Genomic DNA, 24,718 nt, shown 5'->3' on the forward strand with positions numbered 1-24,718 from the left:
AGGTGGAAGCGTGGTGACACGTGGAGCTGACTGATACTAATCGGTCGAGGACTTAACTAACAAGTTTGATAATGACATTATCTAGTTTTGAGGGTACGAAGTACAACTCTATAAATCAGGTGATTATGGCAAAGAGGTCACACCCGTTCCCATACCGAACACGGCAGTTAAGCTCTTTTGCGTCGATGGTAGTTGGGGGTTTCCCCCTGTGAGAGTAGAACGTCGCCTGGTAACCGAAAACATCAGCTTTTAGGCTGATGTTTTTTTTGTTATCTTAAAATGCTCAAAGGATCAAACGAAATAGTTCAAGTTAATAATTTTTTTAATAAAAGTATAAAGGAAAAAAAAGCTTCTTAAAAGAATTGTATAACATATATATTTATATACTGATAAAGAAAAATCGCCAATTGACGAGCCTTTAGGCAAAGATAGCACTTATACTTAATACCCAAAACTGGAAAATATGTCAATTTTTCTCCTAGGCTACCAATTTATACTTTCTTAATGTACAAAAAAAGATTAAGAGCTGTATCGTTTGGAAAAAATGGTAAAGAGATAATAGTTGAAATTTTTCATGAAAGGAATATAATAATAGTCAAAGATAGTCAAAGTCAGTAAAGGTGGTAAATAGATGAAGAATATATCAGATATTATTGAACAATATCTAATGCACTACTTTGACATATCCGATAAAGATTATGTCGAGATAAAAAGAAGTGAAATAGCAAATAAATTTGATTGTGTACCTTCTCAAATAAATTATGTAATAAATACTAGATTTACACTAGAAAGAGGATATGTAGTAGAAAGTAAACGCGGCGGTGGAGGGTATATTCGAATTATTAAAGTGCAATTTCATGATAAAGCGAGCGTAATTGATCAAATATTAAGTAGCTTTACTAATAATATTGCACAGTCTAGCTCGGAGGACTATATTCGTCTACTACTTGAAAAGAGTGTAATTACAGGGCGAGAAGCAAAAATGATGTTAAGTGTATTAGATCGTTCAGTAATAATGGTTAATTTACCTTATCGAGACGAGTTAAGAGCAAGAATGTTCAAGGCAATGCTAAGAAGTTTAAAGTATAAATAGAATATGGAGGTTGCCCATTATGATTTGTCAAGAATGTCAAGAGCGTCCGGCAACATTACACTATTCTAAAATTATTAATGGTGAGAAAACAGATATTCACTTATGTGAGAAATGCGCAAATGAATCGAACAATAAATATATTTTTTCTGAAATAGGTGGTTATTCTGTAAATGATTTGTTAGCTGGATTGTTTAAAGGTAATACTGGTATTTATGAAATGAAGAAAAATAAATTTCATCAAGATTCCCATATTGAATGTCCTAGATGTAAGATGACTTTTCAAAAGTTTACTAAAATTGGTCGTTTAGGTTGTTCAACTTGTTATGAAACATTTATGGATCAGATGAAACCAATTGTTAAAAGAATTCATAGCGGTAATGTATCTCATACAGGGAAAATACCTCAAAAGATTAATGGTGAGATCTCCTTAAAAAGAAAGCTACAAGACTTGAAATCTCAAATGAAAAATTTTATTGAAAAGGAAGATTTTGAGCAAGCAATTAAAATTCGGGATGAAATTCGTGAAATTGAAAAAGATTTACAAGCCCTTCAAAAGGAGGTGGAGTAAGTTACATGTCTATTAATCGAATTATAAATGAAGCCATCAGTCCTTGGATGAAACAAGAAGGTCCGGACGATGATATCGTTTTAAGTAGTCGTATTAGGCTCGCTAGAAATTTTAGTGCATATTTGTATCCAACTTTACTTAGTCAAGACAAGGCTAAAGAAATTTGTCATTTAGTTAAACATTATTTTGAAGGTAGTACAGCTTTACCAAACGGACCTTTTGAATATATTGAAATTAATAAGTTAGAACCAGTAGAGAAAAGAGTATTAATTGAAAAACACTTAATAAGTCCTAATTTAGTTCAAGAGTCGGTACATGGTGCATGTATATTATCTCAGGACGAACAAATTAGCATTATGATTAATGAAGAAGACCATTTAAGAATTCAAGCTCTATTTCCAGGTTTACAACTTAGAGAGGCACTTACTCAAGCGAATCATATTGATAATTATATAGAGAGTCAGCTTGAATATGCTTTTGATGAAACAATTGGTTATTTAACCAGCTGTCCTACTAATGTTGGTACCGGATTAAGGGCCTCAGTGATGATGCATCTTCCAGCACTGGTCATCACGAAACAATTTGACCGCCTCATTCCTACTATTAATCAACTTGGTTTAGTAGTAAGAGGAATTTATGGCGAAGGTAGCGAAGCATTAGGTAATATCTTTCAGATTTCGAATCAAATAACACTAGGGAAATCGGAAGAAGAAATTATAGAAGATTTAACCACAATTGTACAACAACTGATCAAACACGAGAAATCAGCAAGGGATGCACTTGCAAGAACTTCTTTAATTCTTTTAGAAGATCGAGTTTTTCGTTCTCTAGGTACATTGAAATACGGAAGAATAATAGAAACAAAGGAAAGTGCTAAGTGTTTATCAGATGTACAATTAGGGATTGATTTAGGTTTAATTGATGGTTTATCTAAAAACTTTTTACATGAATTAATGATATTAACTCAACCAGGTATTTTACAACAGCATGTAGGTGATCAGCTTACTCCCGAAGAAAGGGATATTAAAAGAGCGTCACTAATACGCGAAAGACTATCTAACAAAAATAACTAATTATATGGGAGGAACCAATTATGATGTTTGGTCGATTTACAGAACGTGCTCAAAAAGTATTAGCTCTTTCTCAAGAAGAGGCAATCCGAATTGGACACTCAAATATAGGTACAGAACATATTTTACTAGGACTTGTTCGAGAGGGAGAAGGCATTGCTGCTAAGGCATTACTTGCACTTGGATTAAGCCCAGAGAAAGTTCAACAAGAAGTGGAAACATTAATAGGACGTGGTCAAGGAGTTGCTCAAACTGTACACTACACTCCTAGAGCTAAAAAAGTGATTGAATTATCAATGGATGAGGCTCGCAAATTAGGGCATTCATATGTAGGAACAGAGCACATCCTTTTAGGACTAATTCGAGAAGGTGAAGGTGTAGCAGCAAGAGTATTAAATAATCTTGGTGTTAGCTTAAATAAAGCTCGTCAACAAGTTCTCCAATTATTAGGTAGCAATGAAAGCTCGTCTAATCATCAAAATGGCTCTGCTAATCAAGCAAACACACCGACATTAGACAGCTTAGCTCGTGATTTAACAGTATCGGCTAGAGAGGGTCGCTTAGATCCTGTAATCGGACGTGGTAAAGAAATTCAGCGAGTAATTGAAGTGTTAAGCCGACGAACTAAGAATAATCCAGTATTAATTGGTGAGCCTGGTGTAGGTAAAACGGCTATTGCAGAAGGGTTAGCTCAACAAATTGTTAATAATGAAGTACCAGAGATTTTAAGAGATAAACGAGTAATGACACTTGATATGGGTACTGTTGTAGCTGGAACTAAGTACCGTGGTGAATTTGAAGATCGTCTGAAAAAGGTAATGGACGAAATTCGTCAAGCTGGTAATATTATTCTTTTCATTGATGAACTTCATACACTAATCGGTGCAGGTGGAGCGGAAGGTGCAATTGATGCATCTAACATCTTAAAGCCATCATTAGCACGTGGTGAGCTACAATGTATCGGTGCAACAACAATTGATGAATACCGTAAATATATCGAAAAAGATGCTGCGTTAGAGCGTCGATTCCAACCAATTCAAGTTGATCAGCCGAGTGTAGAGGAGTCAATTCAAATTCTTCAAGGCTTACGTGACCGTTATGAGGCACATCATAGAGTATCAATTTCTGACCAGTCAATTATTGAGGCTGTAAAACTATCTGATCGATACATTACAGACCGTTTCTTACCGGATAAAGCAATCGATGTTATTGACGAGGCAGGTTCTAAAGTACGACTACGTAGCTTTACTACACCGCCAAATTTAAAAGAATTAGAATTAAAATTAGAGGAAGTTCGTAAAGAGAAAGATGCAGCTGTTCAAAGTCAAGAATTTGAAAAAGCAGCATCATTAAGAGACTCAGAACAAAGATTACGTGAACAATTAGAAGATACGAAACGCCAATGGAAAGAGAAACAAGGTAAAGAAAATTCTGAAGTAACTGTAGAGGATATAGCGAATGTTGTATCATCATGGACGAATATTCCAGTTACAAAACTTGCTCAAACAGAGGCAGATAAATTGTTAAATATGGAAAGTGTTCTTCATAAACGAGTAATTGGTCAAGAAGAAGCAGTAGTAGCAGTTTCTAAAGCTGTACGACGTGCAAGAGCTGGATTAAAAGATCCAAAACGCCCAATTGGTTCATTTATTTTCTTAGGTCCTACAGGGGTAGGTAAAACAGAGTTGGCTCGAGCATTAGCTGAAACAATTTTCGGCGATGAAGATGCGATGATTCGTATTGATATGTCAGAGTATATGGAAAAACACGCAACATCTCGTTTAGTAGGGGCACCTCCAGGTTATGTAGGATATGATGAAGGTGGTCAATTAACTGAGAAAGTTAGACGTAAACCTTACTCAGTAATTCTATTAGATGAAATTGAGAAAGCTCATCCAGATGTATTTAATATCCTACTTCAAGTATTAGAAGACGGTCGATTAACTGATTCAAAAGGCCGCACAGTTGACTTTAGAAACACACTTGTTATCATGACATCCAACGTTGGAGCAAGTGCTTTAAAAACAAATAAGTATGTTGGATTTAATATTAACGATGGCGAAAAAGATTACAAAGATATGAAAGGAAAAGTATTAGAGGAACTGAAAAAAGCATTCCGTCCTGAATTCCTAAACCGTATCGATGAAACAATCGTTTTCCATTCATTAGAGAAGAAACATATTAAAGAAATTGTTCACTTAATGGTTAATAGCTTAACTAAGCGTTTAAAAGAACAAGAAATTGAACTAGAATTATCAGATGCAGCAATTGATAAAATTTCAGATGAAGGATTCGATGCTGAGTATGGTGCTCGTCCATTAAGAAGAGCAATTCAAAAACAAGTAGAGGATCGTTTATCCGAAGAATTATTAAAAGGTAATGTTGAAAAAGGCCGAAAAGTTATTCTTGATGTAAAGGATAATGAATATTTGATAATATCGGCAGCTGAAACTGTAAATCAATAAACAATTACAAAGTTCATACCTTTTATGAAGGATAATTGAACAAATTAATTGTAAAGTTATCTAATTTGTGAAAAAGGGCGTGAAGCCCTTTTTCTTATATCAAAAAAGCGTTAGGATAGACTTAGAATACATACTCTATTAATATAGAAAATCATAGTAACAAAAGAGGTACTATACATATGGCTAAAAAAAGTAAAACTAAATTCGTTTGTCAATCTTGTGGATATGAGTCAGTTAAGTGGATTGGAAAGTGTCCTGCATGTAACGAGTGGAATACAATGGTTGAGTTCATAGAACAGCCTGCTAGTTCAAGAAGGCTAACATTTAATACAAATGCTTCAGCAGAAGGAACGAAACCAATTTCAATCATGGAAGTGGAAATAGGTACTGAAACTCGTATCGAAACTTCCTTCGATGAGTTTAATCGGGTTTTAGGTGGCGGAATCGTTTTAGGTTCATTAGTATTAATTGGTGGTGACCCGGGGATAGGTAAGTCGACGATGCTCTTACAGGTTTCCTCACAATTGGCTAAAAAAGATCATAAAGTTTTATATGTTTCAGGTGAAGAATCTCAAAAGCAAATAAAATTAAGAGCAGAACGACTAGGTGTCGCTACACAAAACTTATATGTTCTATCCGAGACAGATTTGTCTTATATTGCTCGGTATATGGATGAGATGTCTCCTGATTTTGTTGTAATTGATTCAATTCAAACAATCTATTTACAAGAAGTAACATCTGCTCCTGGTAGTGTTTCTCAAGTTCGAGAGTGTACTTCAGAATTAATGAAAATCGCGAAGACAAAAGGCATCCCAATCTTTATAGTAGGGCATGTAACAAAAGAGGGATCAATTGCTGGCCCACGTTTACTGGAACATATGGTAGATGCAGTGTTATATTTTGAGGGTGAAAGACATCATACATATCGAATATTAAGGGCAGTTAAAAATCGTTTTGGATCTACTAATGAAACAGGTATTTTTGAGATGAAAGAGTTGGGATTAGTGGAAGTGCTGAACCCATCAGAAATATTCTTAGAAGAGCGACCTTTTGGAGTAGCAGGTTCAACTGTTGTTGCTTCTATGGAAGGTACTAGACCTGTACTTGTTGAATTACAAGCACTTGTCTCTCCAACGAGCTTTGGAAATGCAAGGCGAATGGCAACAGGTATTGATCACAATAGGGTATCATTAATTATGGCTGTATTAGAAAAGAGAATGGGCCTTTTATTACAAAATCAAGATGCTTATTTAAAGGTTGCCGGAGGACTGAAGTTAGATGAGCCAGCTGTAGACTTAGCTGTTGCAGTAAGTATAGCATCAAGCTTTCAAGATAAACCTACTAATCCAACAGATGTAGTAATTGGCGAGATCGGTTTAACAGGAGAAGTTCGTAGGGTATCTAGAATAGAGCAAAGAGTACAAGAAGCAGCTAAACTTGGATTTAAAAGAGCAATAATTCCATCAAAAAATATTGGAGGATGGAGTTTTCCTGAAGGAATGGAAATAATAGGTATTAATACAGTACATGAAGCATTAAAATACGTGTTAGGAGGGTAGAGATGGAGGATCAAAAACAAAAAGCTAAATCAATGTTGCCAGTTTTAGAAATGATCGCTCCAGGTACACCATTGCGTGATGGCATTGATAATGTACTTAGAGCACAGACTGGTGGATTAATTGTACTTGGCTTTAATGATGAAACAAAAGAAATGGTCGATGGCGGTTTTCATATTAATGACCCTTTCTCTCCAGCTAGCTTATATGAATTAGCAAAAATGGATGGAGCTCTCATTTTAAATGAAACAGGTTCAAAAATCCTGTTGGCAAATGCACAATTGATACCAGATCAATCAATCTTTACAAAAGAAACTGGGATGCGTCACCGAACAGCAGAACGAGTATCAAGACAAACAGGAAACTTAGTAATTGCTATATCACAAAGACGTAATGTAATTACCTTATATAAAGGTAATTTACGCTATACACTGCGAGATATTGGCGTAATTTTAACAAAGGCTAATCAAGCGATTCAGACTCTTGAAAAATACAAAATTGTTTGGAATCAAGGGATTACTTCACTTAGTATTTTAGAATTTGAAGAGCTGGTTACATTATTTGAAGTTGTAAATGTTTTACATAGCGTTGAAATGGTTCTTCGAATTAAAAATGAAATTAATAACTATGTAATTGAGCTTGGTGATGAAGGAAGACTGATTGAATTACAGTTAATTGAGATCATTTCGGACCTTGAGGAGGAGGCATTACTTTTAATAAAGGATTATCATTATAATAAGGAACAAGATCCTAAAAGTATTTTGCAAAAACTTCAAGAACTAGCAAATGAAGAATTGTTAGAGGATCATGCCATCATTAAATTGCTAGGTTATCCGAATAACACTAATCTAGAAGAAATGGTAGAGCCTAGAGGGTATCGTATGTTGATGAAAATTTCTAGACTACCGCCGTTAGTTATTGAAAATTTAACACAAAGATTTAAGCACCTTAAAGGTATATACAAAGCTACTCTTGCTGAGTTAGATGATGTTGATGGAATCGGTGAAATTCGTGCGAAAAAAATCAAAGAAGGATTAAAACGAATTCAGGAGCAACTGTATATCAATAGACATAACTAAGTTATTTCGTCTAAGATAGAGTTAATTATTTATTTAAAGGAGGTGGCGAATTGATAAAGAGGATCGTTCAAGTTATTTATATTTTTGTCGGAAGTACTTTAGGTTTAGTACTTTTTCCACTATTAGATAAACTGTTGAAAACAGAGTTACCTAATATATTGCATAATTCTTATGTGCAAGCTTTAAGTGGGGCAGTGATCTTTTTTATTTTATCGCTTTGGTTAGTTGATCCAACAGTAACGTTTATCAAGTATATTGAGGAGAAATTATTAAAAGCTCCTATTTCAATGATTTTGTTTGGTAGTTTAGGACTTGTTTTTGGACTTATTCTGGCATTTCTTATTTCATTGCCAATTGACTCAATTAGATTACAGTATGTTTCATCAATTATTCAAATAGTAGTTACGATTTTATTAGGATATTTAGGTTTTCAAGTTGGGATTAAAAAGAGAGAAGAATTATTGAGTTTATTTACTTTATCTTCAAAGGCTAAGAAAAAGGCTGCTGAAGAGCAAGATACACCATTCGATATTCCAGTTAAAATTTTAGATACTAGTGTAATCATTGATGGTCGTATTGCTGATATTTGTCAAACTGGATTCATAGAAGGAACAATTGTGATTCCACAATTTGTATTAGCAGAATTACAATATATAGCTGATTCCTCGGATACGTTAAAACGAAATAGAGGACGAAGAGGATTAGATATTCTTAATAGAATCCAAAAAGAGCTAGCTATGAAAGTTGAAATCTACGAAGGGGATTTTGAAGATGTTCCCGAAGTAGATGCAAAATTAGTAAAGCTTACTAAATTAAAAAATGGTATTTTAGTGACAAATGACTTTAATTTAAACAAAGTAAGTGAACTTCAGCAAATTAAAGTTTGGAATATTAACGATCTAGCAAATGCAATAAAACCTGTAGTATTACCAGGGGAAGTATTAACTGCTTTTGTAGTTAAAGAAGGTAAAGAAAAATTACAAGGTGTTGCATATTTAGACGATGGTACAATGATCGTTGTAGAAGACGGTAAAGAATCAATTGGTAAACGAGTGGATACAGTCGTTACGAGCGTACTACAAACTTCTGCAGGTCGCATGATTTTTGCAAAAGTAAAGTAAGTTAGAGAGGTATACGTAAAATGCAATATAAGGTCATCATCCCAGCAGCGGGTTCTGGCTCACGAATGGGTGCAGGCTATAATAAATTATTTCTAAAAATAATTAGCTCGCCAATTATTGAATTAACTTTAAAAGTATTTGGCGAAGATCAGCGTTGCAATGAGATTATCTTACCGATTAAAGAATCTGAAAAACAGTTCTTTGAAACTTTAAATTTGCCAAGCAGTATACAAAATAAAATAACCTATGTAAAAGGTGGAGCAGAGAGGCAAGAAAGTGTCTATAATGGTTTAGCTTCAATTAAGGATACTGAAAGTTTTATTTTAGTACACGATGGGGCGAGACCTTTTGTAACAAATGCAGTGATTGAGCGGATTCTTGAAAAAATGAATGAACATGAGGCAGTCATCTGTGCAGTTCCAATGAAAGATACAATAAAAAAAGTTGTTGATCAAGAAGTCGTTGAAACAATCGATCGTTCTACACTTTGGGGAGTACAGACTCCCCAAGCTTTTACATACAAATGCTTAATAGAAGCGCATCAAAAAGCAATTGAAAATGGTTATTTGGGAACTGATGATGCAAGCTTAGTTGAATGGAACGGAAGTAAAGTTTTTGTAGTAAATGGAGATTATAACAATATTAAAGTAACAACGAAAGAAGATATGTTTTTTGCTGAAACAATCTATGAACAATATAGAGGTTAGAAGGTGTTTACATGTTTAGAATTGGACAAGGGTTTGATGTTCACGCTTTTGCAGAAAATCGCCCATTAATTATTGGTGGAATTGAGATCCCATACGAATTAGGTTTATTAGGTCATTCTGATGCCGATGTTCTTCTTCATACAATATCGGATGCATTGCTTGGGGCTATTGGTGAAGGAGATATAGGTAGACATTTCCCAGATACGGATCCAGCTTTTAAAGATGCTGATTCAGCCAAACTACTTCAGCACGTATTTCATATTGTTAAGGATAAAGGTTATGAGTTAGTTAATGCAGATTGTACGATTATTGCTCAAGCGCCTAAAATGGCACCGTATATCCAATTAATGAGAGAGAGAATTGCAGAACTGCTTGAAACGACATCTGATTGTATTAATGTAAAAGCAACAACAACTGAAAAATTAGGTTTTACAGGAAGAAAAGAAGGAATTGCATCGCAAGCGGTTGTATTGTTACAAAAGAAGGCTTAAACTAATAAAGTATATTAATTATTCAGTGGAGAGTGTCTATAAATGTCAAATAGAGTAAGAGTTCGTTATGCACCTAGTCCGACAGGTCATTTACATATTGGAAATGCACGTACAGCATTATACGTATACTTATTTGCTAAGCATTTTAATGGTGATATGGTATTACGTATTGAAGATACAGATATAGAACGTAATGTTGAAGGTGGCGAAGAAAGCCAAGCGAAATTTTTACACTGGTTAGGTATTGATTGGGATGAAGGTCCGGATAAAGATGGCGAGTACGGTCCTTATCGTCAGCTAGAAAGACTAGACTTATACAAACAATATGCTAATGAATTAATTGAGAATGGTCATGCATATAAGTGCTATTGTACAGAGGAAGAGCTTGCAGCGGAACGTGAAGCACAATTAGCTGCTGGTCATCCAACTACACGTTATAGCGGAAAATGCCGTCATTTAACAGCTGAAGAAAGAGCTGTAAAAGAAGCAGCAGGTGCAGAGCACACTATTCGTTTTGCAGTACCAGCAAACGATACGTATGAGTGGGAAGATATCGTTCGTGGTAATATTAAATTTGAATCAAAAGATATCGGTGACTGGGTTCTTGTTAAAAAGAACGGAATCGCTACTTATAACTACGCGGTAGTAGTTGATGATGCATTAATGAAAATTAGTCACGTACTGCGTGGAGAAGAGCATATTTCAAATACGCCTAAACAATTAATGGTATATCGTGCATTAAATTGGGTTGCTCCAGATTTTGGTCATATGGCAGTAATTGTGAACGAAAACCGTAAAAAGCTTTCAAAACGTGACGAATCTGTATTACAATTTATTGAACAATATCAAAATCTTGGTTACTTACCAGAAGCATTATTTAACTTTATTGCTCTTCTTGGTTGGTCACCAGTTGGTGAAGAAGAAATTTTCAGCAAGGATGAATTTATTAAAATTTTCGATCCAAGCCGTTTAAGTTCTGCTCCAGCTATGTTTGATAAGCAAAAATTAACTTGGATTAACAATCGTTATATTAAAGAGCAACCATTAGAAAAAGTGGTGGAAATTTCATTACCACATCTAATTAAAGCTGGTTTTGTAAATGAGGAACGTACTGCAGATGAAAACCTATGGGTTACAAATCTAGTAGCTTTATATCAAGACCAAATGAGCTTTGGTGCTGAAATTGTAGAATTATCAAGCTTATTCTTTAAAGACGTGTTAACATTCGGTGAAGAAGAGCAAGCTGTTATTTCTGAAGAGCAAGTGAAGGAAGTACTTTCAGCATTAGTTGAAGAACTTAAAGCTTCTGAAGAATTTACAGTTGATTCGATTAAAGCTTCAATGAAATCAGTTCAAAAGTCAACTGGACAAAAAGGCAAAAAATTATTTATGCCAATTCGTGTTGCAACAACTGGTCAATGTCATGGTCCAGAATTACCAGCAGCGATGACTTTATTAGGAAAAGAAAAAGTTATTGCTCGTTTACAACAAATTATTGGTTAACATTTTGATTAATTTGTAATATATATAAGTAATATTTATATAGGTAAAATGTTGATAGGGAAAAGTAAATGGTTACTCGTTACCCAGAGAGAATCACATTGGTGAAAGTGATTTTAACAGTAGTCATGGAAGTGCCCCCTTGAGTCCTTAGCCGAAAAACACGTTTTAGTAGGCTAGGGCGGTGGAAACCGTTACATTACATGAGTTGAGATAATTTATTTTATCTAAACAGAGTGGAACCGCGCATAAAGCGTCTCTGTGTATTTTAAGTACACAGGGACGCTTTTTATATTTTAGAGAGAAAAAATAAAATTCTTAATAAATTCTTTAAGGGGAAATGAAGATGCTAAAGTACATGAAGGAAGATGTTGCGACGATATTTGAACGCGATCCAGCCGCTACTAGCTATTTAGAAGTTATTCTTACGTATGCTGGTTTACATGCATTATGGCTTTATCGATTTGCTCATTATTTCTATCGGAAAAAATGGCACTTTATTGCAAGGAGTATTTCACAGTTTGCTCGTTTTTTAACAGGAATCGAGATTCACCCAGGGGCGACAATTGGTAGACGATTTTTTATCGATCATGGAGCTGGAGTTGTAATTGGAGAAACATGTGAAATAGGCGATGATGTTACGATTTATCAAGGAGTAACATTAGGCGGAACCGGGAAGGAAAAAGGTAAGCGTCATCCAACCTTATTGAGTGGGGTACTGGTAGCTACGGGTGCAAAAGTTCTAGGGTCAATCACAATCGGAGAAAATGCAAAAATCGGTGCAAATTCAGTTGTACTAAAGGATGTTCCAAATAATACTACGGTTGTTGGTATACCTGGTAAGATAGTTGTTCAAGATGGAATTAGAGTAAATAATCAATTTGATCACTGTGATCTACCTGACCCAGTAGCAGATCGATTACTGCAACTAGAAGCGGAATTAGAAGAGCTAAGAGGTTTAATGAGAATATCTGAAAGGAAGTAAAACTATGGCAATTCAAATTTATAATACATTAACAAGGAATAAAGAAGATTTTAAGCCTATAGAAGAAGGTAAGGTCAAAATGTATGTATGTGGACCTACTGTATATAACTATATTCACATTGGTAATGCAAGACCTGCTATTGTTTTTGATACAGTAAGACGTTATTTTGAATATCGTGGATATGAAGTAAACTTTGTTTCAAACTTCACTGATGTTGATGATAAGTTAATTAAAGCAGCTAATGAATTAGGTTCAGATGTCCCAACTATAGCAGATCGTTTTATTAATGCATATTTTGAAGATGTTCAAGCGCTCGGTTGCAAAACAGCAACGAATCATCCTCGTGTAATGGATAATATGGATATTATTATTGAGTTTATCGATGAGCTTGTAAAAAAAGGCTATGCATATGAATCTGAAGGTGACGTATACTTCAAAACAAAAGAATTTAACGGTTACGGTAAACTTTCACACCAATCAATTGAAGACCTTCGAATTGGTGAAAGAATTGAAATTGGTGAAAAGAAAGAAGATCCATTAGACTTCGCTCTATGGAAAGCAGCTAAACCAGGTGAAATATTCTGGGAAAGTCCATGGGGAAAAGGTAGACCAGGATGGCATATTGAGTGCTCAGCAATGGCAAAGAAATATCTTGGCGAAACAATTGATATTCATGCAGGTGGTCAAGACTTATCATTCCCACACCATGAGAATGAGATCGCTCAGTCAGAAGCCTTAAGCGGGAAAACTTTTTCAAATTATTGGATGCATAATGGATATATCAATATCGACAACGAAAAAATGTCTAAGTCATTAGGTAACTTTGTCTTAGTACATGACATTATTAAGATCGTTGATCCTATGTTATTACGTTTCTTTATGTTATCAGTGCATTATCGTCACCCAATTAACTATAGCGAGGAACTTTTACAAGAAGCTAAAAATGGTTTTGAACGTATTAAAACGGCTTACCAAAATAGTAAGCACCGTATAGAAAGTAGTACTAATTTAACAGAAGATGACAATAAGTGGTTAAAAGAAATAGCAGATGAAAAAGCCGTCTTCACAAAAGTAATGGATGATGACTTTAATACGGCTAATGCGATTTCAGTTTTATATCAATTAGCTAAATTGGCAAATCAATATTTACTAGAGACACATACTTCTACGAATGTATTAAATCAATTAGTAGCAACTTTTGATGAATTATCAAGTGTACTAGGCATTACACTAGTTAGTGAAGAAGCACTGTTAGATGATGAAATCGAAGCATTAATTCAAAAACGTACAGATGCACGTAAAAATCGTGATTTTGCATTAGCGGACCAAATTCGTGACCAATTAAAAGAAATGAATATAATCATTGAAGATACTCCGCAAGGTATTCGCTGGAAAAGAGGATAACTTCATGATTGAAAGTAACCAAAAAATTGATGTTAAACAACTAAACAGTTTAGCACTTGCTTATATAGGTGATGCTGTATATGAAATTTATGTACGTCATCACCTCCTTGAAAAAGGAACTGTGAGACCTAATCAACTTCACCGAGCAGCAACAAGATTTGTTTCTGCTAAAGGACAAGCTAAAGTAATTAGAGAAATGCTTTCTACTGAGATATTGTCAGATGAAGAAGTTGCAGTTGTTAAAAGAGGCCGTAATGCAAAATCAGGAACCGTGCCAAAAAATACTGATGTACAAACATATCGATACGCAACCGCAATGGAAGCGTTAATTGGATACCATTATTTATTAAAAAATGAAGATAGACTCAATATAATTGTACGTTTTGCGATTCAGTTTATTGAGAATGATAAAGGAGCATAATATGTCTGAGGAATTTATTATTGGACGTAATCCAGTTATGGAAGCAATACGTTCAGGTCGTGATATAAATAAAATATGGGTTAGCGAAGGGGCAAATAAAGGTCAAATTCATAAACTTTTAGAATTAGCTAACCAAAACAAAGTGATTGTTCAAACAGCACCAAACAAGAAATTAGATGGAATGGTTAAAGGAAACCATCAAGGTGTAGTAGCGCAAGTAGCTGCATATGAATATGTGGAACTTGATGATTTATTTGAAGTTGCTAGTAGTCGAGATGAACAACCGTTTTTCTTAATTCTTGATGAAATTGAAGATCCTCATAATTTAGGCTCAATTATGCGAACTGCAGATGCAGTTGGTGCTCATGGAATCATTATTCCAAAGAGAAGAGCGGTAGGGTTAACATCAGCGGTTGCTAAAGCTTCTACTGGAGCAATTGAATATATTCCAGTAGCTCGAGTAACGAACTTAGCAAGAACTATAGATGAATTAAAAGAAAGAGGAGTTTGGATTTTTGGTACAGATGCAAAAGGTGCTGATGACTATCGAAACATGGATGGCCAAATTTCCCTTGGTTTAATTATTGGTAGCGAAGGTAAAGGCATGAGCAGGATCTTAAAGGAAAAATGTGATTTCCTAATTAAGTTACCAATGGTCGGTAAAGTTACATCGTTAAATGCGTCTGTTGCGGCTAGTTTATTAATGTATGAAATACATCGTAAGAGACACCCGCTTGGATCATAAAAAGAAAGAGATTCTTATTGTAGATGGTTATAACATGATTGGAGCTTGGCCGAATCTTAGAAAACTTCGAGAAATTGACTTTGATAAATCACGTGATTATCTAATTACTCAGCTTGCTGAGTATAAGGCATACACAGGGATGTCTATAATTGTTGTATTTGATGCTCATTTTGTAAATGGCATCGAAAAGGTCGACAAGAATTCAAAGGTCGAAGTGATCTTTACTCGAAAAAACCAGACGGCTGATGAAAAAATTGAAAAACTTGCAATTGAGCTTCGTCATGTTAACCATCATATTTATGTTGCGACTTCTGACTTTACTGAGCAATGGCAAATATTTGGACAAGGTGCACTTCGTATACCTGCAATGGAACTATATCGATCGGTTACTCAAAATAAAAAAATGATAAGTAGTCGAATTAGTGAAATACCTGATCAAAGACTGACAATTAGTAAGACTTTAAATTCGAAACAAACAGAAATTTTAGAAAAATGGCGAAGAGGGGAACGATGACTTATTGTTTCCTTCTTCTTTGTGCTGTATAATTTAATTAAATTGTTTGGTCGGAGGTGCTAATTTTGAACGTTGAACAGGAATTGAAGCTAATGATAGAGTATGGCCCTTTAGAAGATGAGGTAATTCTCGAATATGTTCGAGATGGTGATCAAGAGGCACTAACATTTTTAATTCAAAAGTACCGAAATTTCGTTAAAGCAAAATCTAGGTCTTATTTCCTAATAGGAGCTGACCGTGAAGACATCATTCAAGAAGGTATGATTGGATTATACAAAGCAATTCGTGATTACAAAGAAGACAAACTTTCGTCTTTCAAGGCGTTTGCAGAATTATGCATTACAAGACAAATTATTACAGCAATTAAAACAGCAACTAGACAAAAGCACATCCCATTAAATTCTTATGTTTCATTGGACAAGCCTATTTATGATGAGGAATCTGATCGTACATTACTGGATGTTTTAACAGAAACAAAAAACATGGATCCAGAGGAACTTGTTATCAATCAAGAAGAAAATGTGGACATAGAGCTAAAAATGTCTGAATTATTAAGCGATTTAGAAAGAAAAGTATTATCACTCTATTTAGATGGTCGATCATACCAAGAAATATCAGAAGAGTTAAATAGACATGTGAAATCGATTGATAATGCTTTACAAAGAGTGAAAAGAAAGCTTGAAAGATATATGGAAATAAGAGAACTGTCAGTTTAATCAGATCAAAGAAACTCCCTTGTAGTTCGTGATAATGTATAGAAGTACAAGGGTAAACAAATGAGTTTGACAGTTTATAATTCGCATGGTACATTCTAAATGGATAATTATAGATGATATAGGTTGGTGTCACCATGAGAAAAAAAGTTGTTCTGTCGTGCGCTAATTGCAATAATAGAAATTACTCCACGATGAAGAATTCCTCTTCTGTAGAACGTTTGGAGATGAAAAAGTTTTGTAAAACATGCAATGAGCATACAACACATAAAGAAACAAAATAAATGAAGTAAGATAAATGATAATTGCGAATGTCCTTATTCATTATATAAACTAAAGATTATGCACTATTTTTTGGACAAGACGGACGTTTCGTAAATCTCTAAACTAGTATATATGGGGGTTGCATCTGTGGGTCGTATCGGTAAGTTTTTTCGCGAAGTAAAAAGTGAAATGAAAAAAGTTTCATGGCCTAAACGTAAAGAATTAGTTAATTCAACAGTTACAGTATTAGCTACAGTTTTATTCTTTGTAGTATTCTTCGCTGTAATTGATACAGGACTTTCTAAACTAATTCGACTTATTCTTGAATAAGTTAAAACTAATTGTGCTATAATGAGTGATAATGTTTAAAAAAAAGCCCGGTGACGGGTTTTTTAATTTGCAAAGAAAGTTGACCGGGGAGGGAAGGACAGTAGTCCTCTAACATGGAAAAAAGATGGTATGTAGTTCATACTTACTCAGGATATGAGAATAAAGTAAAAGCAAATTTAGAAAAACGTGTAGAAACAATGGGAATGCAGGATAAAATTTTCCGTGTAATAGTTCCAGAAGAATCAGAAGTAGAAATGAAGAACGGTAAAGAGAAAGTAACGAAACGTAAAGTGTTTCCTGGTTATGTGCTAGTTGAACTAGTAATGACTGACGATTCTTGGTATGTAGTTCGAAATACACCGGGAGTAACTGGTTTCGTTGGCTCAGCTGGATCAGGTTCAAAACCAACCCCACTTTTAGAAGAAGAAATTACACATATTCTAAAACATATGGGTCTAGATGAACAAACAATTGATATTGATTTAGATGTAAATGAAGTTGTTCGATTAAAAGAAGGTCCATTTGCGAATTATACTGGATCAATTAAAGAAATTGACTTCGAAAAGAAAAAAGTGACTGTGTTAGTAGAATTCTTTAATAAAGAAACGCCGGTAGAACTGGATTTACATCTTGTTGAAAAATTATAATACAAGACCTTGCATTTTTAATTTGAAAATGTTAGACTTTTAAAGGTCAATATGCATCGAAAAGATGATATTAACTTCTGTATAAGAATATGCATGCAAATGCAAAACGATATGAGTGGGAGGGTGTAAAAACCCGTTACCACATCACGGACTTAAGGAGGTGTGTCTCGTGGCTAAAAAAGTAATTAAAATGGTAAAATTGCAAATTCCTGCAGGGAAAGCAAACCCAGCACCACCAGTTGGTCCTGCACTAGGACAAGCAGGTGTTAACATCATGGGATTCTGTAAAGAGTTCAACGCTCGTACAGCTGACCAAGCTGGTCTAATTATTCCTGTTGAAATCACTGTATTCGAAGATCGTTCGTTTACATTTATTACGAAAACTCCTCCTGCTGCTGTGCTTCTTAAAGTAGCGGCTGGTATCGAGTCTGGTTCAGGTGAACCAAATCGTAAAAAAGTAGCAACAGTTAAACGCGATAAAGTGCGTGAGATTGCTGAACAAAAAATGCCTGACTTAAATGCTGCTTCTGTTGAAGCTGCTATGCGTATGGTAGAAGGTACTGCACGTAGTATGGGTATCGTTATTGAAGACTAATCCCATCTTCAATAAGGTGTGATTGAGGAGGTTGCGAACATCATTTGATGTGTTTTATCGCAACCTTTATTCGTGGGAGGAAAATCCGTTAAAACCACATTAGGAGGAATAAAACATGGCTAACAAAGGTAAAAAATACCAAGAAGCTATTAAATTAGTAGATCGTACAGCTGTTTACGCAGTAAACGAAGCTGTTGAACTTGTTAAAAAGACTACAACTGTTAACTTTGATGCAACAGTTGAAGTAGCATTCCGTTTAGGAGTAGATCCAAAGAAAGCTGACCAACAAATTCGTGGTGCAGTAGTTCTTCCACACGGTACTGGTAAAGTACAACGTGTATTAGTATTCGCTAAAGGTGAAAAAGCTAAAGAAGCTGAAGCTGCTGGTGCTGATTTCGTAGGCGATGCTGACATGATTAACAAAATCCAACAAGGTTGGTTCGATTTTGATGTAGTAGTAGCAACTCCAGACATGATGGCTGAAGTTGGTAAATTAGGACGTGTATTAGGACCTAAAGGTTTAATGCCAAACCCGAAAACAGGTACAGTTACATTTGACGTAACAAAAGCTGTTAACGAAATCAAAGCTGGTAAAGTTGAATACCGTGTTGATAAAGCTGGTAACATTCACGTGCCAATCGGTAAAGTATCTTTCGAAAACGAAAAGTTAGTAGAAAACTTTACTACAATCTTTGAAACTATGGTAAAAGTTAAACCTGCTGCTGCTAAAGGAACATACATGAAGAACGTAGCAATCACTTCAACTATGGGCCCTGGTATCAAAGTAGATCCAGCTAGTTTCTAAGATAAAAAACAAAGTTGACAATTCGACAAGAACTCTCTATAATGGAGATTGTCTTGCTAATTAAATAGACTACCGTAGACAGTAGGTGCTTACGCTTAATATCCTACCGAGGTGTATAACTGATAAATTCGTGCATATACAACCTCCATGTCTTTTTTTAAAAAGTTCGTGGAGGTTTTGCTATGGTTACACTTTTGCGGTATACACACTAAAATCCACAGGAGGTGTAATAAATGAGCGCAGTATTAGAAGCTAAAAAACAAGTTGTATCTGAAGTAGCTGCTAAATTACGTGATAGTAAATCAACAGTTGTTGTTGACTACCGTGGTTTAAATGTTGCTGAAGTAACTGAATTACGTAAGCAATTACGTGAAGCTGGCGTTGAGTTCAAAGTTTACAAAAACACTTTAACTCGTCGTGCTGCTGAAGAGGCTGGCTTAGCTGGTTTAAATGAATCATTAACTGGTCCAAACGCAATCGCGTTTAGTACGGAGGATGTAATTGCTCCTGCTAAAGTAATCAACGACTTCGCTAAAAAACATGAAGCTTTAGAAATTAAAGCTGGTGTAATCGAAGGAAATGTTGCTACTGTTGAAGAAGTAAAAGCTCTTGCTGAACTTCCATCTCGCGAAGGTTTACTTTCTATGTTGCTTAGCGTGCTACAAGCACCAATCCGCAACTTCGCTCTTGCAACTAAAGCAGTTGCAGAACAAAAAGAAGAACAAGGCGCTTAATGCCAAGATCGCTTAAAATATATAATTTAAAGGTATAAACAAGGAGGAAATTAACAATGACTAAAGAACAAATCATTGAAGCAGTTAAAAACATGACTGTATTAGAATTAAATGACTTAGTAAAAGCAATCGAAGAAGAGTTTGGCGTAACTGCTGCTGCTCCTATGGCTATGATGGCTCCAGGTGCTGAAGCTGCTGCTGAGCAAACTGAATTTGATTTAGTATTAGCTAGCCCTGGCGACCAAAAAATCAAAGTAATCAAAGTTGTTCGTGAATTAACTGGTTTAGGATTAAAAGAAGCTAAAGAATTAGTTGACAACACTCCTAAAGCAATTAAAGAAGGAATCAGCAAAGAAGAAGCTGAAGAAATGAAAGCTAAACTTGAAGAAGTTGGCGCTAACGTAGAAGTTAAGTAATTTCTAAAAGTTTTTAGAAAAGCTCGCATTTATGCGAGCTTTTTTTGTACATATGGGATTACTTTTGGGAAGACTGTTGATAAGTATATATGGAAGAAGGATTTTTTTATGGCAGATCATTATTTTACAAATCAACCGAATAGTAAAACTGATAAAAAGGTATTTTCATTTTCTTTAAGAGGTAATGATTTGAAGTTCCAATCTGATTCGGGTGTTTTTTCTAGGAATGAAGTTGACTTTGGGTCCCGTGTTTTAATTAACGCGTTCACATTTCCAGAAGTTGATGGGGATATTTTAGATGTTGGTTGTGGGTACGGTCCAATAGGATTATCAATCGCGAAAGATGATCCTAGTCGAATGGTGGAAATGGTTGATGTAAATTTAAGGGCAATTGAATTAGCGAAAGAAAATGCAAATGTAAATAAAATAGAAAATGCGAAAATCTATGAAAGTAGCATCTATGAAAATGTAACTGGTGTATATGCGGCTATTTTAACAAATCCGCCAATTCGTGCTGGAAAAAGTGTTGTTCATGAAATTTTAAAAGGTGCTCATGGTAAATTACTCCCTGGTGGAGAGCTTTGGGTAGTTATAAAAAAGAAGCAAGGTGCACCATCTGCTCTTGATTTATTAAAAGAAACTTTCAACGAGGTTGAGGTAGTAAAAAAAGATAAAGGATATTATATCATAAAAAGTAAAAAAGATTGACTGTAATTTTTGCTTGTGATAGTATTATTAAATGCCAATATATATTTATTTTCAAAAATGATTTTTTTGAAAGTGGGTATATTTCTATATTCTTTGGAAATGATAGTAAAATGACTGTCGTTGAGTTTAATAAATGGTTTTCATTTTGAAACCATTTTATTTTTTGTTTAACAAGTAAGGGATATTTTCTGCTTATTTGTTACTATTTTTTTGTTTTAAATACTCTTATTTAAGGGGTGAATATGTTGACAGGTCAACTAGTTCAATATGGACGACACCGCCAACGCAGAAGTTATGCTCGTATCAGTGAAGTTTTAGAGTTACCTAACTTAATTGAAATACAAACAGCATCTTACCAATGGTTCTTAGATGAAGGTTTGAGAGAGATGTTCCAAGACATTTCACCAATTGAGGATTTCACAGGTAATCTATCATTAGAATTCATTGATTACAGTTTAGGTGAGCCGAAGTATGTTGTAGAAGAATCGAAAGAGCGTGACGTAAACTACGCTGCTCCACTTCGAGTGAAAGTTCGCCTATTAAATAAGGAAACTGGCGAAGTTAAGGAGCAAGACGTTTTCATGGGGGATTTCCCACTGATGACGGACACAGGCACATTCATTATTAATGGTGCTGAACGTGTAATCGTTTCACAATTAGTACGTTCTCCAAGTGTGTACTATAGTGGAAAGATTGACAAAAATGGTAAAAAAGGTTATACGGCTACAGTTATTCCGAACCGCGGTGCTTGGTTAGAGTACGAAACGGACGCGAAGGATGTAGTTTATGTACGTATTGACCGTACAAGAAAATTACCGGTAACGGTACTACTACGTTCGCTTGGGTTTGGTACAGACCAAGAGATTCTAGACTTATTAGGCGAAAATGAATACCTACGTAATACTCTTGAAAAAGATAACACAGATAGCACTGAAAAGGCGCTTCTTGAAATCTATGAAAGATTACGTCCAGGTGAACCACCTACAGTAGAAAACGCTAAAAACCTATTAATTACTCGCTTCTTTGATCCGAAGCGTTATGACTTAGCTAGCGTTGGACGCTACAAAATAAATAAAAAATTACACATTAAAAATAGACTATTTAACCAACGTATTGCAGAAACATTAGTGGATCCAGAAACTGGTGAAATTATTGTAGAAAAAGGGACAACTCTTGATCGCCGTACGTTAGACCGTATTATTCCATTCTTAGAAAAGAATATCGGTGAAAAAGTTGCTCACCCTGCTGCTGGCGTATTAGAAGATGAGATTACTCTACAATCTATTAAAATTTACGCACCTGTAGAAGATGGTGAACAAGTTATTCAAGTTATTGGAAATGCGAATGTGAGCAAAAGTGTGAAAAACATTTCACCTGCGGACATCATCGCTTCAATATCTTACTTCTTTAACCTGCTACATAACGTAGGTGACACTGACGATATTGACCATTTAGGAAATCGTCGTTTACGTTCAGTTGGTGAATTACTTCAAAACCAATTCCGTATCGGTTTATCTCGTATGGAACGTGTAGTACGTGAACGTATGTCAATTCAAGATACAAACGCAGTTACTCCACAGGCGTTAATTAATATTCGCCCTGTAATTGCTTCAATTAAAGAATTCTTTGGTAGTTCACAGCTATCTCAATTCATGGACCAAACAAATCCTCTTGCTGAATTAACTCATAAAAGAAGACTATCAGCTCTAGGACCAGGTGGTTTAACACGTGAACGCGCAGGATTTGAAGTGCGTGACGTTCATTACTCTCACTATGGTCGTATGTGTCCGATTGAAACGCCTGAGGGACCAAACATCGGATTAATTAACTCGCTTTCTTCTTATGCAAAAGTAAATCAATTTGGTTTCATTGAAACTCCATATCGTCGTGTAGACCCTGAAACAGGTCGTCTATCAGATAAAATTGACTATTTAACTGCTGATGAAGAGGATCTATACGTAGTTGCCCAAGCGAATGCTCGTTTAGGTGAAGATGGTAGTTTCTTAGATGAAGATGTAGTTGCTCGTTTCCGTGGAGACAACACTGTTGTTAAACGTGAGCGTATTGACTACATGGATGTATCTCCTAAACAAGTAGTATCAGCTGCGACAGCATGTATTCCTTTCTTAGAGAACGATGACTCGAACCGTGCCCTAATGGGAGCGAACATGCAACGTCAAGCAGTGCCATTATTAAACCCTGAATCTCCAATCGTAGGTACGGGTATGGAATACGTTTCAGCAAAAGACTCTGGTGCTGCAGTAATTTGTAAACACCCAGGTATCGTTGAACGTGTTGAAGCAAAAGAGGTTTGGGTACGTCGCTACTTAGAAGTAGATGGACAAAAAGTTAAAGGTGACCTTGATAAATATCGTATGTTAAAATTCGTGCGTTCTAACCAAGGTACTTGTTATAACCAACGCCCAATCGTAAGTGTTGGTGACGAAGTAGTAAGAGGCGAAATTCTTGCAGATGGACCTTCAATGGAAAAAGGTGAATTAGCACTAGGACGTAACGTATTAGTAGCATTCATGACATGGGATGGTTACAACTACGAGGATGCGATCATTATGAGTCGTCGTCTTGTTAAAGAAGATGTTTACACTTCAGTTCATATTGAAGAATATGAATCAGAAGCTCGTGATACAAAATTAGGACCTGAAGAAATCACTCGTGATATTCCAAACGTTGGTGAAGATGCACTTAAAAATCTTGATGAGCGTGGAATTATCCGAATTGGTGCAGAAGTTAAAGATGGAGATTTATTAGTTGGTAAAGTAACGCCTAAAGGTGTAACTGAATTAACTGCTGAAGAACGTCTTCTACATGCAATCTTCGGTGAAAAAGCTCGTGAAGTTCGTGATACATCTTTACGTGTTCCACACGGTGGTGGCGGGATTATTCTTGATGTGAAAGTATTCACTCGTGAAAACGGTGATGAATTACCACCAGGAGTAAACCAACTTGTTCGTGTTTATATCGTTCAGAAACGTAAAATCTCTGAAGGGGATAAAATGGCTGGACGACATGGTAACAAAGGGGTTATCTCTCGTATTTTACCAGAAGAAGATATGCCATTCTTACCTGATGGAACGCCAGTTGATATCATGTTAAATCCTTTAGGGGTACCTTCTCGTATGAACATCGGTCAAGTATTAGAGCTACACTTAGGTATGGCTGCAAGATATCTTGGCATTCATGTTGCTTCTCCAGTATTTGACGGAGCACGTGAGGAAGATGTTTGGGGAACAATTGAAGAAGCTGGTATGGCACGTGATGCAAAAACTGTACTTTATGATGGACGTAGTGGTGAGCCTTTCGATAACCGCGTTTCTGTAGGTGTCATGTATATGATCAAACTTGCACACATGGTTGACGATAAGTTACATGCTCGTTCAACAGGACCATACTCACTTGTTACGCAACAACCACTTGGTGGTAAAGCTCAATTTGGTGGACAGCGTTTTGGTGAGATGGAGGTTTGGGCACTTGAAGCATACGGTGCTGCTTATACATTACAAGAGATCTTAACAGTTAAATCTGATGACGTTGTTGGCCGTGTGAAAACATATGAAGCAATCGTTAAAGGTGAAAATGTACCAGAACCAGGTGTTCCAGAATCATTCAAAGTATTGATTAAGGAATTACAATCTCTAGGTATGGATGTTAAAATGATGTCTGCTACAGATCAAGAAATCGAAATGCGTGATACTGAAGATGATGATGATCAAGCTTCAGAACATTTAGCGATGGATATGGAATACGTAAAAGAATAAGTATTATATA

25 protein-coding genes, 1 rRNA gene and 2 other annotated features are annotated in these 24,718 nt (G+C 35.5%); all 26 genes read left to right on the forward strand.

The window, feature by feature from the left end; genetic code table 11:
• Positions 1-115 precede the first annotated feature (115 nt).
• The 26 genes from rrf to rpoB all read left to right on the forward strand — a co-directional run bounded on the left by rrf (position 116) and on the right by rpoB (position 24,708).
• A 5S ribosomal RNA gene (gene rrf / locus ACFWM3_RS19780) occupies positions 116-231 on the forward strand.
• A gap of 400 nt (positions 232-631) precedes the next feature.
• A complete protein-coding gene (locus ACFWM3_RS19785) occupies positions 632-1,093 on the forward strand; it encodes a CtsR family transcriptional regulator (RefSeq protein WP_056467317.1) in 462 nt (153 codons plus the stop codon).
• Positions 1,094-1,112: 19 nt separating this feature from the next.
• Positions 1,113-1,661: a protein-arginine kinase activator protein McsA gene (gene mcsA, locus ACFWM3_RS19790; RefSeq protein WP_056467320.1), complete on the forward strand. Its 549-nt coding sequence runs from the start codon at positions 1,113-1,115 to the stop codon at positions 1,659-1,661.
• Between the two features lie 5 nt (positions 1,662-1,666).
• The gene (gene mcsB / locus ACFWM3_RS19795) at positions 1,667-2,734 is read left to right on the forward strand and encodes a protein-arginine kinase McsB (protein WP_056467323.1); all 1,068 of its coding nucleotides are present in this window, start codon (positions 1,667-1,669) and stop codon (positions 2,732-2,734) included.
• Positions 2,735-2,754: 20 nt separating this feature from the next.
• Positions 2,755-5,196 (forward strand): ATP-dependent protease ATP-binding subunit ClpC, encoded by a 2,442-nt coding sequence (gene clpC / locus ACFWM3_RS19800; protein WP_335486015.1) that lies wholly within the window; start codon positions 2,755-2,757, stop codon positions 5,194-5,196.
• A 179-nt stretch (positions 5,197-5,375) separates the two neighbouring features.
• The gene (radA, locus tag ACFWM3_RS19805; RefSeq protein WP_056467330.1) at positions 5,376-6,755 is read left to right on the forward strand and encodes a DNA repair protein RadA; all 1,380 of its coding nucleotides are present in this window, start codon (positions 5,376-5,378) and stop codon (positions 6,753-6,755) included.
• A 2-nt stretch (positions 6,756-6,757) separates the two neighbouring features.
• Positions 6,758-7,831 (forward strand): DNA integrity scanning diadenylate cyclase DisA, encoded by a 1,074-nt coding sequence (gene disA / locus ACFWM3_RS19810; protein ID WP_056467333.1) that lies wholly within the window; start codon positions 6,758-6,760, stop codon positions 7,829-7,831.
• A gap of 50 nt (positions 7,832-7,881) precedes the next feature.
• Entirely contained in the window at positions 7,882-8,952 is a 1,071-nt protein-coding gene (locus ACFWM3_RS19815; RefSeq protein WP_056467336.1) for a PIN/TRAM domain-containing protein, read from the forward strand.
• Between the two features lie 20 nt (positions 8,953-8,972).
• The gene (gene ispD, locus ACFWM3_RS19820; RefSeq protein ID WP_056467339.1) at positions 8,973-9,659 is read left to right on the forward strand and encodes a 2-C-methyl-D-erythritol 4-phosphate cytidylyltransferase; all 687 of its coding nucleotides are present in this window, start codon (positions 8,973-8,975) and stop codon (positions 9,657-9,659) included.
• 11 nt (positions 9,660-9,670) lie between these two features.
• On the forward strand, positions 9,671-10,150 hold the full coding sequence (gene ispF, locus ACFWM3_RS19825) for a 2-C-methyl-D-erythritol 2,4-cyclodiphosphate synthase (protein ID WP_056467343.1): 480 nt from the start codon (positions 9,671-9,673) through the stop codon (positions 10,148-10,150).
• A 42-nt stretch (positions 10,151-10,192) separates the two neighbouring features.
• Positions 10,193-11,653 carry a glutamate--tRNA ligase gene (gene gltX, locus ACFWM3_RS19830; protein ID WP_390312671.1) on the forward strand — a complete coding sequence of 487 codons (1,461 nt, stop codon included), beginning with the start codon at positions 10,193-10,195 and terminating at the stop codon, positions 11,651-11,653.
• Between the two features lie 42 nt (positions 11,654-11,695).
• Positions 11,696-11,914 (forward strand) — a binding site (T-box leader).
• An 82-nt stretch (positions 11,915-11,996) separates the two neighbouring features.
• Positions 11,997-12,635, forward strand: a complete 639-nt coding sequence (gene cysE / locus ACFWM3_RS19835) for a serine O-acetyltransferase (RefSeq protein WP_056467349.1) — start codon at positions 11,997-11,999, stop codon at positions 12,633-12,635.
• A gap of 4 nt (positions 12,636-12,639) precedes the next feature.
• The gene (gene cysS, locus ACFWM3_RS19840; RefSeq protein ID WP_390312674.1) at positions 12,640-14,040 is read left to right on the forward strand and encodes a cysteine--tRNA ligase; all 1,401 of its coding nucleotides are present in this window, start codon (positions 12,640-12,642) and stop codon (positions 14,038-14,040) included.
• Positions 14,041-14,044: 4 nt separating this feature from the next.
• Positions 14,045-14,461: a Mini-ribonuclease 3 gene (locus ACFWM3_RS19845; RefSeq protein WP_056467355.1), complete on the forward strand. Its 417-nt coding sequence runs from the start codon at positions 14,045-14,047 to the stop codon at positions 14,459-14,461.
• A gap of 1 nt (position 14,462) precedes the next feature.
• Positions 14,463-15,206, forward strand: a complete 744-nt coding sequence (gene rlmB / locus ACFWM3_RS19850) for a 23S rRNA (guanosine(2251)-2'-O)-methyltransferase RlmB (protein ID WP_056467358.1) — start codon at positions 14,463-14,465, stop codon at positions 15,204-15,206.
• 34 nt (positions 15,207-15,240) lie between these two features.
• Positions 15,241-15,720 carry an NYN domain-containing protein gene (locus ACFWM3_RS19855; protein ID WP_390312709.1) on the forward strand — a complete coding sequence of 160 codons (480 nt, stop codon included), beginning with the start codon at positions 15,241-15,243 and terminating at the stop codon, positions 15,718-15,720.
• 65 nt (positions 15,721-15,785) lie between these two features.
• Positions 15,786-16,436 carry an RNA polymerase sporulation sigma factor SigH gene (gene sigH, locus ACFWM3_RS19860; protein ID WP_390312676.1) on the forward strand — a complete coding sequence of 217 codons (651 nt, stop codon included), beginning with the start codon at positions 15,786-15,788 and terminating at the stop codon, positions 16,434-16,436.
• Positions 16,437-16,570: 134 nt separating this feature from the next.
• The gene (gene rpmG / locus ACFWM3_RS19865; RefSeq protein ID WP_082459366.1) at positions 16,571-16,717 is read left to right on the forward strand and encodes a 50S ribosomal protein L33; all 147 of its coding nucleotides are present in this window, start codon (positions 16,571-16,573) and stop codon (positions 16,715-16,717) included.
• 112 nt (positions 16,718-16,829) lie between these two features.
• Positions 16,830-17,027 carry a preprotein translocase subunit SecE gene (secE, locus tag ACFWM3_RS19870; RefSeq protein WP_235832964.1) on the forward strand — a complete coding sequence of 66 codons (198 nt, stop codon included), beginning with the start codon at positions 16,830-16,832 and terminating at the stop codon, positions 17,025-17,027.
• A gap of 113 nt (positions 17,028-17,140) precedes the next feature.
• Positions 17,141-17,674 carry a transcription termination/antitermination protein NusG gene (gene nusG, locus ACFWM3_RS19875; protein ID WP_056467370.1) on the forward strand — a complete coding sequence of 178 codons (534 nt, stop codon included), beginning with the start codon at positions 17,141-17,143 and terminating at the stop codon, positions 17,672-17,674.
• A 169-nt stretch (positions 17,675-17,843) separates the two neighbouring features.
• A complete protein-coding gene (rplK, locus tag ACFWM3_RS19880; protein ID WP_056467373.1) occupies positions 17,844-18,269 on the forward strand; it encodes a 50S ribosomal protein L11 in 426 nt (141 codons plus the stop codon).
• A gap of 115 nt (positions 18,270-18,384) precedes the next feature.
• Positions 18,385-19,074 carry a 50S ribosomal protein L1 gene (gene rplA / locus ACFWM3_RS19885; protein ID WP_056467376.1) on the forward strand — a complete coding sequence of 230 codons (690 nt, stop codon included), beginning with the start codon at positions 18,385-18,387 and terminating at the stop codon, positions 19,072-19,074.
• A 54-nt stretch (positions 19,075-19,128) separates the two neighbouring features.
• Positions 19,129-19,264 (forward strand) — a sequence feature (ribosomal protein L10 leader region).
• A 43-nt stretch (positions 19,265-19,307) separates the two neighbouring features.
• Positions 19,308-19,808 carry a 50S ribosomal protein L10 gene (rplJ, locus tag ACFWM3_RS19890; RefSeq protein ID WP_056467377.1) on the forward strand — a complete coding sequence of 167 codons (501 nt, stop codon included), beginning with the start codon at positions 19,308-19,310 and terminating at the stop codon, positions 19,806-19,808.
• Between the two features lie 56 nt (positions 19,809-19,864).
• Positions 19,865-20,224, forward strand: a complete 360-nt coding sequence (gene rplL, locus ACFWM3_RS19895; RefSeq protein ID WP_056467380.1) for a 50S ribosomal protein L7/L12 — start codon at positions 19,865-19,867, stop codon at positions 20,222-20,224.
• A gap of 108 nt (positions 20,225-20,332) precedes the next feature.
• Complete coding sequence (locus tag ACFWM3_RS19900) at positions 20,333-20,932, forward strand: class I SAM-dependent methyltransferase (RefSeq protein WP_390312680.1); 600 nt, start codon at positions 20,333-20,335, stop codon at positions 20,930-20,932.
• A gap of 245 nt (positions 20,933-21,177) precedes the next feature.
• Positions 21,178-24,708, forward strand: a complete 3,531-nt coding sequence (rpoB, locus tag ACFWM3_RS19905; RefSeq protein WP_056467386.1) for a DNA-directed RNA polymerase subunit beta — start codon at positions 21,178-21,180, stop codon at positions 24,706-24,708.
• The last annotated feature ends 10 nt before the right edge of the window (positions 24,709-24,718 follow it).

The sequence above is a fragment of the Gottfriedia sp. NPDC058432 genome, from assembly GCF_042721555.1.
GTDB lineage: Bacteria > Bacillota > Bacilli > Bacillales > Bacillaceae_G > Gottfriedia.